Here is a 12,689-nt window from a genome sequence, read left to right as displayed (position 1 = left end):
CACCCATCCAGCAGGGAGCAGTGATGTTCACCGGAATCATCGAGGAAAAGGGCGAGGTCGTGGCCGTCGAGCGGACGGGGGGAGGAGCCCTGCTGTCCGTACGCGGGCCGCTCGTCACCTCCGACGCGCGCCACGGCGACTCGATCGCGGTCAACGGCGTGTGCCTCACGGTCGTGACCGCCGAGCACGACGTGTTCACCGTCGACGTGATCAGGGAGTCGTTCGACCGCAGCTCGCTGGGCACGCTGGCCGAGGGCTCCGCCGTCAACCTGGAGCGCTCCGTACGCGCCGACCAGCGCCTGGGCGGCCACATCGTGCAGGGCCACGTGGACGGCACCGCCACGCTGCTGTCCAGGGAGCCGGGTGAGAGCTGGGACGACGTGCGGTTCTCGCTGCCCGCTCCGCTCGCCCGCTATGTCGCGGAGAAGGGCTCGATCGCGATCGACGGAATCAGCCTGACGGTCACGACGGTTGACGACGAAAGCTTCGGCGTGAGCCTCATCCCGACCACGTTGAAGCTCACCACTCTGGGCGACCGCCAGGTGGGCGACGTGGTGAACATCGAGGTCGACGTGATCGCCAAATATGTGGAGAGGCTGGTGGCCGGACAGTGAACTGGGCAGACGCCGGATTTGAGATATTCGGCACGCGGTTGTTGTGGACCGACCTGGTGGGCAACATCGCCGCCCTGTCGACGGTCCTGCTCGCCATCCGCAAGTCGATGTGGACGTGGCCGGTCCAGTTCACCGGCGCGGTGTTGCTGTTCGTGGCCTCCGTCAACGCGCACATCACCGGCAACGCGCTCAAGCAGGCGCTGTTCGCCGGGCTGGCGATCTACGGATGGTGGGCCTGGCGGCGTGGCACCGAGAACGGCAGGCAACTGGCCATCCGCCCGGCGCAGTGGTGGGAACGACTCGTCCTGATCGGTTGCATGGTGCTGGGCACCGCCGCGATCGGCCTGCTCTTCTATGTCACGGGCCTGTCGTGGGGCGCCAAGGTGCCGCTGCCTGAGGGCGCCTTGCTGGTGGCCGCCGACGCCTACATCTTCGTCGGCAGCGCGATGGCCACCTGGGCCCAGGGCAGGGCGCTGGTGGACTTCTGGATCGTGTGGGTGGCCGTCGACCTGGTGGGAGTGCCTGTGGCGTTCTACTCGGGATTGGTGGTCTCCGGATACGTGTACGCCGTGTTCTTCGTGCTGGTGCTCGTCGGTTTCGTGAAGTGGCTGAGGGAATCCCGTACGACCCGGCTCCAGATGGCGGTGGCCCAGTGAACGACATCACCCTCGACCCCATCGAACGCGCCATCGAGGACATCCGCGACGGCAAACCCGTCGTGGTCGTCGACGACGAGAGCAGGGAGAACGAAGGCGACCTCATCTTCGCCGCCGCCAAGGCCACGCCCGACCTGTGCACCTTCACCATCCGGCACACCAGCGGCATGATCTGCGTGGCCATGGAGGGCAAGGAGCTCGACCGGCTCGGCCTGCCGCTCATGGTGTTCCACAACAAGGAGCGCATGCGCACGGCGTACACGATCACCGTGGACGCGCGCGACGGCGTCACCACGGGCATCTCCGCCGCCGACCGGGCCCGGACCATCCGCACGCTCGCCGACTCCGCCACCGAGCCCGAGGAACTCGTACGCCCCGGTCACGTCTTCCCGCTGCGCTACCACGAGGGCGGCGTGCTGGCCAGGCGCGGCCACACCGAGGCGGCGGTCGACCTGGCCAGGGCGGCGGGGTTGTCGGCGGCGGGTGCGCTGGCCGAGGTCGTCAACGACGACGGCACCATGGCCAGGTTGCCTGAGCTGCGCCGCTTCGCCGACGAGCACGATCTGGCCCTGGTCTCGATCGAGCAGCTCGTCGACCACCGCCGCCGCGAGGAGAGCATGGTCACCAGGGTCGCGGAGACCCGGCTGCCCAACGCCCACGGCCAGTGGCGGGCGTACGGCTACGCCAGCGCGCTCGACGGCGGCGAGCACGTGGCCCTCGTCTACGGCGACCTGGCCGGCGGCGAGAACGTCCTGGTCAGGGCCCATTCCGAATGCCTGACCGGTGACGTGTTCGGCTCGCTGCGCTGCGACTGCGGGGTGCAGCTCGACCACGCGATGGAGGCCATCGCGAGGGAGGGCCGCGGCGTGGTCGTCTACCTGCGCGGTCACGAGGGCCGGGGCATCGGCCTGCTGGCCAAGCTGAGGGCGTACAGCCTGCAGGACAACGGCAGCGACACCGTCGACGCCAACGTGGAGCTCGGGTTGCCGGTGGACGCGCGCGAGTTCTCCAACGCGGCGCAGATCCTCGCCGACCTCGGGGTGAAGTCGGTGCGGCTGCTCACCAACAACCCGGCCAAGCTGAAGGGCATGGACGGTTACGGCATCAAGGTGCTCGGCCGTGAGCCCATGCCGGTGGCCATCAACCCCCACAACGAACGGTATCTCCGGGCCAAACGTGACCGGCTCGGCCATGACATCACGACATCCGGGGAGGCGTCATGAGCGGTGAAGGACGGCCGGGGGCGGTGGCGCCGGACGCGTCCGGGCTGACGGTGGGCGTGGTGGCGGCGAGCTGGCACGCCACGATCACCGACCAGCTCGTGGCGCGGGCGGTGCGGGCGTGCGGCGACAGCGGCGCCGTGGCGACGGTGGTGCGGGTGCCGGGTTCGCTGGAGATCCCGGTGGTGGCCCAGGCGCTGGCCCGCCGCTGCGATGCCGTCGTGGCGCTGGGCGCGGTCATCAGGGGCGAAACCGCCCACTTCGACTACGTCTGCGACTCGGTGACCTCGGGGCTGACCCGAATCTCGCTGGACGAGCGCACGCCGGTGGGCAACGGCGTGCTCACCTGCGAGACGCTCGACCAGGCACTCGCCCGATCGGGCCTGCCGGGCAGCAAGGAGGACAAGGGGTACGAGTCGGCCGTGGCCGCGCTGGAGACCGCCCTCCTGCTCAAGGACCTCCGGTAGCGTGCGGTAGGTTTCCCTCGTGTCGCAGCCCGCTCCGCCCCTGCCCGTCACCTGGCGCCCGCGCCGGGCGAGGATCGTCGCCTACGGCTTCGCCGTGCTGATCGTGCTCGGGGCGGTGGTCATGGCGATCTTCATCGCCGAGCCGTTCAAGCTGCCCGACCGGGTGGCGATCGTGCTGTTCGGGTGCGCGGTGGCCTACGTGCTGCACCTGCTGGGGCGGGTGCGGGTGGAGGCCGACGAGGAGGGCGTCACGATCGTCAACGCCCTGCGCACCCACCGCTACAGCTGGCCGGAGATCCTCGACGTCACGCTCCTCGTGGGCGACCCGTGGCCGCGCATCGACTTCTCCGACGGGCGCACGGTCGGCGCCATGGGCATCCAGGGCTCGGAGAAGGCCCGCGCCCGCCGGGCCACGGCGGAGCTCGAGGCGCTGATCCGCGAGCGCGGCGAGGCGCGCGAGGAATAGCGGCTCGGCGGCTCTGCCGGCGGGCGGGGGGCGGCGTAGCCTGAAAGCGTGCTACGGCGGACAATCAAGGCAATGGACATCGAGTCGCCGGACAAGCTGATCGAGCTCCTCGACCGCCACGCCTACCTGGCGGATGAGGGGCTGGCCACGGCGGCCTTCCTCGCCCTGCGGATGGGAAGGCCGCTGTTCCTCGAAGGAGAGGCGGGCGTCGGGAAGACCGAGCTGGCCAAGACCCTCGCGGCGCTGCTCGAAGCGCCGCTCATCAGGCTCCAGTGCTATGAGGGGCTGGACGCGGCCCAGGCCCTGTACGACTGGGACTTCGCCCGCCAGCTCCTCCACCTCAAGGCCGCGGAGGCCGCCGGGATCACCGACGTGAACCGGCTCGAAGGGGAGATCTACGACCGGCGGTTCCTGATCGCAAGACCGCTGCTGAAGGCCGTGGAGACGCAGCCGAGCGTGCTGCTCGTGGACGAGATCGACCGGGCCGACGACGAGTTCGAGGCGTTCCTGCTGGAGGTGCTCTCCGACTTCACGATCTCCATCCCCGAGCTGGGCACCGTCAGGGCCTCGACGCCCCCGGTGGTCGTGGTCACCTCCAACAGGACGCGGGAGGTGCACGACGCGCTGAAACGGCGCTGCCTCTACCACTGGCTGGAACATCCGAGCTTCGACCGCGAGGTCGCGATCCTGTTGCGCCGCCTGCCCGCCTGCACCGAGACGCTGGCCACGCAGGTGGCGCGGGCGGCCGAGCGGCTGCGCCGGGCCGACCTGGTCAAGCCGCCAGGAGTGGCCGAGACGCTCGACTGGACCGAGGCGCTGCTGACGCTCGGCGCCAGGGAACTCGACCCGGGTAAGGCCGCGGCCACGCTGGGCGCGGCCCTGAAATACCGCGAGGACGTCGCCACCGTGCTCGGGAACGGGCTGCTCTCCCATGGATGAGCTGGCCGCCACCATGACGGGGTTCGCCAGGACGCTGCGGGCCGCCGGCGTCGCGGCCGACCACGAGCGCACCCAGAACCTGCTGAGGGCGCTCGACCATCTCGACGTGAGCGACCAGGGCGAGGTCTACTGGGCCGGACGGCTCACGTTGTGCGCGACGCCTGACGACCTGCCGCGCTACGACCGGTGCTTCGCCGCCTACTTCGGCGGGCGGCGGGCGGGCGTCGCCCGTACGAGCACGACCAGCGTCACCCGGCACCTCGCCGCGCAGGCCGAGACCGGCGCGGACGACACGGACGGCGAGGACGACGGGACGGCGGCGCCGGCCACGGCGAGCCGCGTCGAGGTGCTGCGGCACCGCGACGTGGCCCGGCTGACGGAGGCCGAGCGGGCCGAGGTGCACCGGATGCTCTCCCTGCTGCGCGCCGGGCGGGCCCGGCGGCGTTCGCGCCGGTTCGAGGGTGCCCACCGGGGCGTGCTCGACCAGCGGCGCACCATCCGCGACGCGCTCAGGAAGGGCGAGGTGGCCCGGCTCAGGCACCGCAGGCACACCACCAGGCCGCGCACGGTGGTGCTCTTCGTCGACGTCAGCGGCTCCATGGCCCCGTACGCCGAGACGCTGCTCCGCTTCGCCCACGCGCTGGTCAGGAACGAGCCCAGGGCCACCAGGGTCTATTCCGCCGGCACCCGCCTGACCCCGATCACCGCCGAGTTGCGCCACCGCGACCCGGGCACGGCGCTGAACGAGGTCTCAAGGACCATCCCCGACTGGAGCGGCGGGACGCGACTGGGGGAGGAACTGCGCGAGTTTCTGGCCCGTTACAGTGCCAGAGGGACGATCGCGGTGATCGCCTCCGACGGATGGGAACGCGGTGACCCGGCGCTGCTCGGCGCCCAGGTGGCCAGGCTGGCCAGGCAGGCGCACCGGGTGATCTGGGTCAACCCGCACAAGGGGCACGCGGACTACCAGCCGCTCACCGGTGGCATGCGGGCCGTCCTGCCGTACCTCGACGACCTGGTGGCCGGCCACAGCCTGGCCGCTTTCGAGCAACTCAGCGAAAGGCTCGCCCATGCGTGACGTGCTGCCGGAGATCGTGGAGTGGTGGAGGTCCGGGCGCCGGTTCGGGCTGGCAACGGTGGTCAGCACGTTCAGCAGCGCGCCGCGGCCGCCCGGCGCGGCCATGGCGGTGTGCGGCGACGAGGTGGCCGGCAGCGTGTCGGGAGGCTGTGTCGAGGGAGCGGTGTTCGAGCTGGCCACGGAGGTGGTCACGGAGACCGGCCGGCCCGTGCTCCAGCGGTACGGCGTCAGCGACGACGACGCCTTCGCCGTCGGACTGACCTGCGGCGGCATCATCGACGTCTTCGTCGAGCCCGTGTCGCGGGAGACGTTCCCCGAGCTGGGGGAGATCTCCGCGGCCGTGGAGGAGCGCCGGCCGGTCGCCGTGGCCACCATCGTCTCGGGCCCCGGCCAGGTCGGCGCCCGCCGGATCATCTGGCCCGACCGCTCGTCGGGCGGCCTGGGCCTGGAGCGCCTCGACGAGGCCGTGGACGACGACGCCCGCGGCATGCTCGCGCAGGGTCTGACCGGCGTCAGGCACTACGGCGGCCAGGGAGAGCGCCGGCTCGACGACCTGGCGGTGTTCGTCCAGTCGTTCGCGCCGGCGCCGCGCATGCTGGTCTTCGGGGCCATCGACTTCGCCGCGGCCGTGGCCAGGGTGGGCAAGTTCCTCGGCTACCACGTCACGGTCTGCGACGCCCGGCCCGTCTTCGCCACCGCCAAGCGTTTCCCCGACGCCGACGAGGTGGTGGTGAAGTGGCCGCACGACTACCTGGCCTCCGTGGAGGTGGACGAGCGCACGGTGATCTGCGTGCTGACCCACGACCCCAAGTTCGACGTGCCGCTGCTGGAGGTGGCGTTGCGCACGGGCGCCGGTTACGTCGGGGCCATGGGCTCGCGCCGCACCCACGACGACCGGCTGGCGCGCCTGCGCGAGTCAGGCCTCACCGAGGAGGAGCTGGCCGGGCTGCGCTCGCCCATCGGGCTCGACCTCGGCGCGCGCACCCCCGAGGAGACGGCCGTGTCGATCGCCGCCGAGCTGATCCAGCTGCGGTGGGGCGGCTCGGGCGCTCCGCTGTCCACCACGCGGGGCCGTATCCACCACGAGGGCCCATGAGAAGCGGCACGGTGGCGGGCCTGCTGCTGGCCGCCGGGCGTGGCTCCCGGCTGGGCACGCCGAAGGCGCTGGTGGAATTCGCCGGCGAGCGGCTGGTCGACCGGGGGGTACGGCTGCTGGACGAGGGCGGCTGCCATCCCGTCGTCGTGGTGCTCGGCGCAGCCACCGTCCAGGTGCGGGGCGCGGTCACCGTGCGCAACCCCGGCTGGGCGTCCGGCATGGGCTCGTCCCTACGGGTGGGGCTGGCCGCGCTGCCCGAGGAGGCGGAGTTCGTGGTGGTGGTGCTGGTCGACCAGCCGCTGATCCGCGCGGGCGCGGTGCGCGCGCTGATCGCGTCGGGCGCGGGGCTGGCCGTGGCCACCTACGGCGGCCGGCGCAGGAACCCCGTGCTGATCGGCCGCGAGCACTTCGCCGGGGTGGCGGAGCTGGCCGAGGGCGACGTGGGCGCGCGGGCCTACGTCAGGGCCCACCCCGAACTGGTCACCGAGGTGCCGTGCGACGGGCACGGCGACCCCGCCGACATCGACACGCCGGAGGACCTGCACCTGCTAGAGGCGGAGTGAGGCCACGGCCGCGCGGTGGTCGCTGCCGGTCGCGGGAGCCACGCCCGCCTGGGTCGCCGTCATGCCCCTGAACAGGATGTGGTCGGGCCTGGTGACGGGGAACTCCGACGGCCAGGTGAAGCCGAACCCGTCGCCCGCCGCGCTCTGGGCGTCGGTCAGCGGCGGCGTGAGGCCGCGCATGCCGCGGTCGGTGGTGGCGGTGTTGAGGTCGCCGAGCAGCAGGATGCGCTTGCTGGGGTCGGCGTCGATGAGCCTGCGCGCCTGCGCGAGCGAGGCGTCGCGCGAGGTGGTGTGCCCCGGCCTGGCGGAGGCCAGGTGCATGACGTAGACGGTCACCTTGCCCTTGGGGGTGGAGACCACGGCGCGCAGCGCCCGCGGCCAGCCCATGCCGACGTCGAGCGGCTTGCTCTCCTTGATCGGGTAGCGGCTCCAGAGGCCGACCGTGCTGACCGGATAGCGGTAGCGGAACATCTTGTTGAGCTGCTTGGCCGCGGGTCCGCCCCGGGTCAGCTCCTGGGCGGCGAGCAGGTCGAGGTCCTTGGCCACCTGGCGCACGGCCTCGCCCGAGGCGTTGTTGGTGACGCCGACGTTGATCGTGCCGACGGTCAGGTCGCTCGGGCCGCCGGGCGGCGTGCGCAGCAGTGTGGAGCCGAACATCACCGCCCACACCACCCCGGGCACCAGCGCCGCGGCGGCGGCCGCCCTGGAACGTGCCATGGTGGCGGCCACGAGCAGCAGGGGAACCGACCAGCCCATCCAGGGCAGCAGGCTTTCGAGAACGGGGGTGAATCCGCCCAGCGCCGGGATCAGCCCATGCCCTGCCAGGGTCATGGCCACCGCGGCCGAGACGATGACGACGATCCGGCTCAGCATCTGATCCAGATTAGCGGCTCCCTCTCCGAACAGCCGACACGATAGCCTGTTCCCACTCGAACGGAACATCATTCGGTCATCGGGAGCCCGGCATGCGCATCGGTATGGCACTCAACTACTCGGGTGGCTTCAAGGAGTCGGTGGAAGAACTGTCCGACTACGAGAAGGCCGGCCTGGACATCGTGTTCGTGGCCGAGGCCTACTCGTTCGACGCGGTCAGCCAGATGGGCTACATCGCGGCCAGGACCGAACGGCTGGAGATCGCCTCCGGCATCCTGCCGATCTACTCCCGCACGCCGGCGCTGCTGGCCATGACGGCCGCGGGCCTCGACTACGTCTCCGACGGTCGCTTCACGCTCGGTCTCGGCGCCTCGGGGCCACAGGTGATCGAGGGCTTCCACGGGGTGCCCTACACCGCGCCGCTGGGGCGGACGCGGGAGATCATCGAGATCTGCCGCAAGGTGTGGCGGCGCGAGCGCCTGGAGCACGACGGCCGGCACTACACGCTGCCGCTGCCGCCCGGCCAGGGCACGGGCCTGGGCAAGCCGCTCAAGCTGATCAACCATCCCGTACGCCCCCGCATCCCGATCGTGATCGCGGCCATCGGCCCCAAGAACGTCGAGCTGGCCGCCGAGCTGGCCGAGGGCTGGGAGCCGATCTTCTACTACCCCGAGAAGGCGGCCGACGTCTGGGGTCCTTCGCTGGCCGCGGGCCGGGCCAGGCGCGACGCGGAGCTGGGCGAGCTCGACGTGATCGCGCAGGCGGCGCTGGCGATCGGCGACGACGTGGCGGAGCTGCGCGAGTTCGGCAGGCCGATGGCGGCGCTCTACATCGGCGGCATGGGCGCCAAGGGGAAGAACTTCTACAACGACCTGGCCAGGCGTTACGGCTACGAGAAGGAGGCCGAGCAGATCCAGGACCTCTATCTGGAGGGCCAGAAGGACGCCGCCGCCGCACTGGTGCCCGCCGAGCTGCTGGAGAACATGTCGCTCATCGGGAGTGAGGGGTTCGTGCGCGACCGGGTGCGGGCGCTGAAGGACTCGGGCGTGACGACGCTCAACGTGACGCCGCTCGGCAGGACGCACGAGGAGCGCGTACGCCTCATCGAAACGATCAAGGAGATTGCCGAATAGTGATCTAAATCACAGTTCCGGGGGAATATCCGGATAAACCGGGTAGTTAACGGGGCTTGTGAGGTTCTCTGTCGTGCTCGTACGCCTGGTCGGCCGGCTGCACATCGACCTGTGCCGGACGCGCGGCTCGCTCTGTCTCTGATCCGCTCCGCCTACGACCCTTCACCCCCTTGGGCGTGCCCACAGGCATGCCGCGAAACCCCGGAGCTCCCCGTGAAGAGATTCTCCTTCTCCCTGCAGTTGCTGCTCGGCCTCGTGGCCGGCGTCGCGCTCGGGTTCGTCGCCAGGATCTGGGACGTGACCTGGCTCGCCGAGACGCTGACCGAGGTCGGCGCGATCTTCGTCCAGCTGCTCAAGCTCGCCGTCCCGCCCCTGGTCTTCACCGCCGTGCTGGTCAGCGTGGCCAACCTGCGCAACGTCAGCGGCGCGGCCAGGCTCGCGTCCAAGACCCTGCTGTGGTTCCTGCTCACCGCGCTCGTGTCGGTGGCGTTCGCGATCGGGCTCGGCCTGGTCATCAACCCCGGCCAGGGCGTCACCCTCGACACCGGAGCGGCCAAGGCGCCCGAGAGCTCCGGCAGCTGGCTCGACTTCGTCACCGGCATCGTGCCGACGAACGTCTTCACCGCCTTCACCGAGGTGAACGTCCTCCAGATCGTCTTCCTGGGGGTCGTGCTCGGCGCGGCGGCCCTGGCCGTCGGAGAGAAGGCCGAGCCGTTCCTGAACCTCAACCGCTCCGTGCTGGAGCTGGTGCAGAAGGCGCTGTGGTGGGTCATCCGCCTGGCGCCCATCGGCACGGCGGGCCTGATCGGCAAGGCCGTCTCCACGTACGGCTGGGACCTGCTCGCGCCGCTCGCCAAGTTCAGCGTCGGCGTCTACGTCGGCTGCTTCATCGTGCTGCTCGCCGTCTACCCGACGCTGCTGGCGGTGTGGGGCAAGGTCAACCCGATCCAGTTCTTCCGCAACGCCTGGCCCGCGATCGAGCTGGCCTTCGTCTCGCGCTCCTCCGTCGGCACGCTGCCCCTGACCCAGAAGGTCACCATCGAGCGCAACGGCGTGGACAGCGGCTACGCCTCCTTCGCGGTGCCGTTCGGCGCCACCACCAAGATGGACGGCTGCGCCTCGGTCTACCCGGCGCTCGCGGCGATCTTCGTGGCCCAGGTGTTCGGCGTGCCGCTCGGGGTGGGCGACTACCTGCTGATCGCGTTCGTCTCGGTGGTCGGCTCCGCCGCGACGGCCGGGCTGACCGGCGCGATCGTCATGCTGACGCTCACGCTCAGCACGCTGGGACTGCCCCTCGAGGGCGTCGGACTGCTGCTGGCGATCGACCCGATCCTCGACATGATCCGTACCGCGACCAACGTCACCGGGCAGATGGTGGTGCCGGTACTGGTGGCGCGCTCGGAGGGCCGCCTCGACGAGGCCGTCTTCGACGCGCCGCCGCAGCCGCTCGACAGCGCCCCCGGCCGCGCCGCGCGCGCCCCGGAGCCGGCCACGGCCTGAGGCTTCGCGACCCGGGGGACGGCGCGGCGGGCGTGCCCGCTCTCCGCGCCGTCCCCCGGTCATTCGTACGTCAGCAGATCGCCCGGCTGGCACCCGAGCGCCTGGCACAACCGCGCCAGCGTGGAGAAGCGGATCGCCTTGGCGTGCCCGTTCTTCAGGATGGACAGGTTGACCACGGTGATCTCCACGCGGTGCGACAGCTCCGTCAGCGTCATGCCGCGTTCTTTCAGCAGCTCGTCGAGCCGCACCCTGACGGCCGGCTCTCCCATCAGACCGTGGCCTCGACCTCTTCGAGCAGGGCCAGCCCCCGCCGTACGATCTCCGACACGCCGAGCGAGGCGAACCCGGCGACGACGGCCCAGAGCAACGTGTCCGACGGCGGGTAGAACGGATAGCTCTCGGTCAGCACCATGGAGGCGAGTGCCGCCTCCGCCGCCATCCCGAGCACGGCCGACGCGAACGAACCCGCGATCAGGATCCAGCCGATCCTGCGCAGCAGAGCGGCCGTCGTGGCGGAGAACAGCGCCCGGTCGCCCGATCTCGCCCTGCGCAGCGCCCGTACGAGCGTGAACAGCGCGAACAGGCCCGTGGCCGCTCCCGGCGCCCACATCAGCAGGTAGAGCAGGCCCGCGAGCGGTGAGGCGCCCTGCGGGCGGACCATGGCCTCGGCGGTGACGCCGTCGACGGTGACCCCGGCCACGACCAGCCCTGAGGTGGGCACGTCGAAGACGCGGAGGGGGATCGAGATCCCCTTGGGCGCGCCGGACACGGTGATCGCCACGTTCGCGGCGAGCGCGGCCAGGGCGCCCAGGCAGCCGAGGACGAGGGCGAAGGACAACAAGGTCTCGAGCCGGGTGATCCATTGTGTTGGCATAACGATAAACGTAAATAACGATAGTCGTTACGTCAAGGCGGTGGGAAGCCCGCGAGCCGGGGCGATGGCGGGGCGGTGGTGGCTCCGTGGCCTTATGGTTGGTCGAAATACTGATGTTCGAGTTATTGGCGGGGATATGTCCGACGCGACGGAGCGCGCGCCGTCCTTGATCGCTGACCGGTACCGGCTTGACGAGCGCATCGGCGGCGGGCCGATGGGTGAGGTGTGGCGGGCGTACGACACGCGGGCCGACTGGGTCGTGGCCGTCAAGGTCCTCGGCGCCAAGGCGGCGGGGCCCGCCACCAGAGAGGTGCTCAAACAGCACGCTCAGGCCGTGGCCAGGGTCATCCATCCGAACGTGGCCATGGTGCTCGACGTCGGCGACGCGGACGGTGCGCCGTTCCTCGTGACGGAGTTCCTCACCGGCCTCAGCCTGGGCGAGGAACTGGCCGCGCGGGGCCCGCTGCCGATCGTCGAGGTCTGCGACCTCATCGGGCAGGCCGCGGCCGGCCTCGACGCCGCGCACCGGGCCGGGGTCGTGCACGGACAGGTCGACCCGCACAGCTTCCGCCGGGCGGGCAGCGGGGTGCTCAAGGCCGTCGGGTTCGGGATGAACGACAAGGAACCGCCCGGGCGCGACCCGCGGTACGTGGCGCCCGAACGGGTCGCGGGGCAGCCCGCGCAGGCCCCCGGCGACCTGTACGCGCTCGGATCCGTCTGTTACGAACTCCTCTGCGGCCGCCCGCCCTCCATCGCCCACGCTCCCGTCCCCGGCGGCCCCGCGGGGTCCGACGTCGCCGGGCCGCCTGATGGCGCCGGCGACACAGCCGGCCGGACGGCTGGCGGGACGGCCGGTGAGACGCCTGGTGGGACGGCACGCGGGGCGGACGTCCCGGTCGAGGCGGGCACGCCCGATGGCGGCACTCCTGATGGCGGCGGCCCCGGTGGTCCGGGCGATTCGCGAGCGTCTGCGGCGGTGGGGAACGAGCTCGTGCCGCCGAGCGCGCACCGGCCCGAAGTGCCCGCGGAACTGGACCGGCTGGTGCTGGCCATGCTCGCCGAGGACCCGGCCAGGCGGCCGTCCGGCGGCGAGTCGATCCGCCGGGCGCTGGCGGCCATCGCCAGGCCCCGCGCCGACCCGGCCGCCCCGCCCATGACCGGCGCTCCCGGTGGCGGGCCAGGGGGTGGGCCGGGGGCGACCGAGGTGGTC

General features: G+C 71.4%; 16 protein-coding genes. 13 read left to right on the top strand and 3 right to left on the bottom strand.

Annotation, left to right across the window (positions count from 1 at the left end):
* Window positions 1–23 precede the first annotated feature (23 nt).
* From E1295_RS43895 to E1295_RS43855, 9 genes are all read left to right on the top strand, one after another.
* Entirely contained in the window at window positions 24–614 is a 591-nt protein-coding gene (locus E1295_RS43895; protein ID WP_132640625.1) for a riboflavin synthase, read from the top strand.
* Complete coding sequence (locus tag E1295_RS43890) at window positions 611–1,270, top strand: nicotinamide mononucleotide transporter family protein (RefSeq protein ID WP_132640623.1); 660 nt, start codon at window positions 611–613, stop codon at window positions 1,268–1,270. The genes E1295_RS43895 and E1295_RS43890 overlap by 4 nt, the downstream gene beginning before the upstream one ends.
* A complete protein-coding gene (locus tag E1295_RS43885) occupies window positions 1,267–2,493 on the top strand; it encodes a bifunctional 3,4-dihydroxy-2-butanone-4-phosphate synthase/GTP cyclohydrolase II (protein ID WP_132640621.1) in 1,227 nt (408 codons plus the stop codon). Before E1295_RS43890 ends, E1295_RS43885 begins: the two co-directional genes overlap by 4 nt.
* Window positions 2,490–2,957: a 6,7-dimethyl-8-ribityllumazine synthase gene (gene ribH, locus E1295_RS43880; protein WP_132640619.1), complete on the top strand. Its 468-nt coding sequence runs from the start codon at window positions 2,490–2,492 to the stop codon at window positions 2,955–2,957. The genes E1295_RS43885 and ribH overlap by 4 nt, the downstream gene beginning before the upstream one ends.
* 19 nt (window positions 2,958–2,976) lie before the next feature.
* On the top strand, window positions 2,977–3,423 hold the full coding sequence (locus E1295_RS43875; RefSeq protein WP_181958142.1) for a PH domain-containing protein: 447 nt from the start codon (window positions 2,977–2,979) through the stop codon (window positions 3,421–3,423).
* A gap of 72 nt (window positions 3,424–3,495) precedes the next feature.
* Window positions 3,496–4,362, top strand: a complete 867-nt coding sequence (locus tag E1295_RS43870) for an AAA family ATPase (protein ID WP_132640617.1) — start codon at window positions 3,496–3,498, stop codon at window positions 4,360–4,362.
* Window positions 4,355–5,440, top strand: coding sequence for a vWA domain-containing protein (locus E1295_RS43865; protein ID WP_132640615.1), 1,086 nt, complete (start codon window positions 4,355–4,357; stop codon window positions 5,438–5,440). The genes E1295_RS43870 and E1295_RS43865 overlap by 8 nt, the downstream gene beginning before the upstream one ends.
* On the top strand, window positions 5,433–6,536 hold the full coding sequence (locus E1295_RS43860; RefSeq protein WP_132640613.1) for an XdhC family protein: 1,104 nt from the start codon (window positions 5,433–5,435) through the stop codon (window positions 6,534–6,536). The genes E1295_RS43865 and E1295_RS43860 overlap by 8 nt, the downstream gene beginning before the upstream one ends.
* Window positions 6,533–7,099, top strand: coding sequence for a nucleotidyltransferase family protein (locus E1295_RS43855; RefSeq protein ID WP_132640611.1), 567 nt, complete (start codon window positions 6,533–6,535; stop codon window positions 7,097–7,099). The genes E1295_RS43860 and E1295_RS43855 overlap by 4 nt, the downstream gene beginning before the upstream one ends.
* Here the strand turns inward: E1295_RS43855 and E1295_RS43850 are convergent.
* The gene (locus tag E1295_RS43850; RefSeq protein ID WP_132640609.1) at window positions 7,085–7,972 is read right to left on the bottom strand and encodes an endonuclease/exonuclease/phosphatase family protein; all 888 of its coding nucleotides are present in this window, start codon (window positions 7,970–7,972) and stop codon (window positions 7,085–7,087) included. The two genes, E1295_RS43855 and E1295_RS43850, sit on opposite strands and share 15 nt — an antisense overlap.
* Before the next feature lie 92 nt (window positions 7,973–8,064).
* Between E1295_RS43850 and E1295_RS43845 the strand changes: the two genes are divergently transcribed.
* The 3 genes from E1295_RS43845 to E1295_RS43840 all read left to right on the top strand — a co-directional run bounded on the left by E1295_RS43845 (window position 8,065) and on the right by E1295_RS43840 (window position 10,605).
* Window positions 8,065–9,105, top strand: a complete 1,041-nt coding sequence (locus E1295_RS43845; RefSeq protein WP_132640607.1) for an LLM class F420-dependent oxidoreductase — start codon at window positions 8,065–8,067, stop codon at window positions 9,103–9,105.
* A 58-nt stretch (window positions 9,106–9,163) separates the two neighbouring features.
* The gene (locus tag E1295_RS52740) at window positions 9,164–9,247 is read left to right on the top strand and encodes a putative leader peptide (protein ID WP_354534088.1); all 84 of its coding nucleotides are present in this window, start codon (window positions 9,164–9,166) and stop codon (window positions 9,245–9,247) included.
* Window positions 9,248–9,318: 71 nt separating this feature from the next.
* Window positions 9,319–10,605, top strand: a complete 1,287-nt coding sequence (locus E1295_RS43840; protein ID WP_132640605.1) for a dicarboxylate/amino acid:cation symporter — start codon at window positions 9,319–9,321, stop codon at window positions 10,603–10,605.
* Window positions 10,606–10,664: 59 nt separating this feature from the next.
* On the opposite strand, the gene E1295_RS43835 is transcribed toward E1295_RS43840, so the two are convergent.
* Window positions 10,665–10,874 (bottom strand): helix-turn-helix domain-containing protein, encoded by a 210-nt coding sequence (locus E1295_RS43835; protein WP_132640603.1) that lies wholly within the window; start codon window positions 10,872–10,874, stop codon window positions 10,665–10,667.
* Window positions 10,874–11,479 carry a DUF2975 domain-containing protein gene (locus E1295_RS43830; protein ID WP_132640601.1) on the bottom strand — a complete coding sequence of 202 codons (606 nt, stop codon included), beginning with the start codon at window positions 11,477–11,479 and terminating at the stop codon, window positions 10,874–10,876. Before E1295_RS43830 ends, E1295_RS43835 begins: the two co-directional genes overlap by 1 nt.
* Before the next feature lie 166 nt (window positions 11,480–11,645).
* Here E1295_RS43830 and E1295_RS43825 point away from each other — a divergent pair.
* Window positions 11,646–12,689 (top strand): serine/threonine-protein kinase (locus E1295_RS43825; protein WP_166427707.1); only part of this gene is annotated, 1,044 nt, incomplete at its 3' end.

This window comes from Nonomuraea mesophila (assembly GCF_004352805.1).
GTDB lineage: Bacteria > Actinomycetota > Actinomycetes > Streptosporangiales > Streptosporangiaceae > Nonomuraea > Nonomuraea longispora.
This window is presented reverse-complemented; position numbering and strand designations above follow the sequence as displayed.

Coding starts and splice junctions, on each gene's coding strand:
- E1295_RS43895 (WP_132640625.1), top strand. CDS start 24: ATGTTCACCGGAATCATCGAGGAAAAGGGCGAGGTCGTGGCCGTCGAG.
- ribH (WP_132640619.1), top strand. CDS start 2,490: ATGAGCGGTGAAGGACGGCCGGGGGCGGTGGCGCCGGACGCGTCCGGG.
- E1295_RS43870 (WP_132640617.1), top strand. CDS start 3,496: ATGGACATCGAGTCGCCGGACAAGCTGATCGAGCTCCTCGACCGCCAC.
- E1295_RS43865 (WP_132640615.1), top strand. CDS start 4,355: ATGGATGAGCTGGCCGCCACCATGACGGGGTTCGCCAGGACGCTGCGG.
- E1295_RS43860 (WP_132640613.1), top strand. CDS start 5,433: ATGCGTGACGTGCTGCCGGAGATCGTGGAGTGGTGGAGGTCCGGGCGC.
- E1295_RS43855 (WP_132640611.1), top strand. CDS start 6,533: ATGAGAAGCGGCACGGTGGCGGGCCTGCTGCTGGCCGCCGGGCGTGGC.
- E1295_RS43850 (WP_132640609.1), bottom strand. CDS start 7,972: ATGCTGAGCCGGATCGTCGTCATCGTCTCGGCCGCGGTGGCCATGACC.
- E1295_RS43845 (WP_132640607.1), top strand. CDS start 8,065: ATGCGCATCGGTATGGCACTCAACTACTCGGGTGGCTTCAAGGAGTCG.
- E1295_RS43835 (WP_132640603.1), bottom strand. CDS start 10,874: ATGGGAGAGCCGGCCGTCAGGGTGCGGCTCGACGAGCTGCTGAAAGAA.
- E1295_RS43830 (WP_132640601.1), bottom strand. CDS start 11,479: ATGCCAACACAATGGATCACCCGGCTCGAGACCTTGTTGTCCTTCGCC.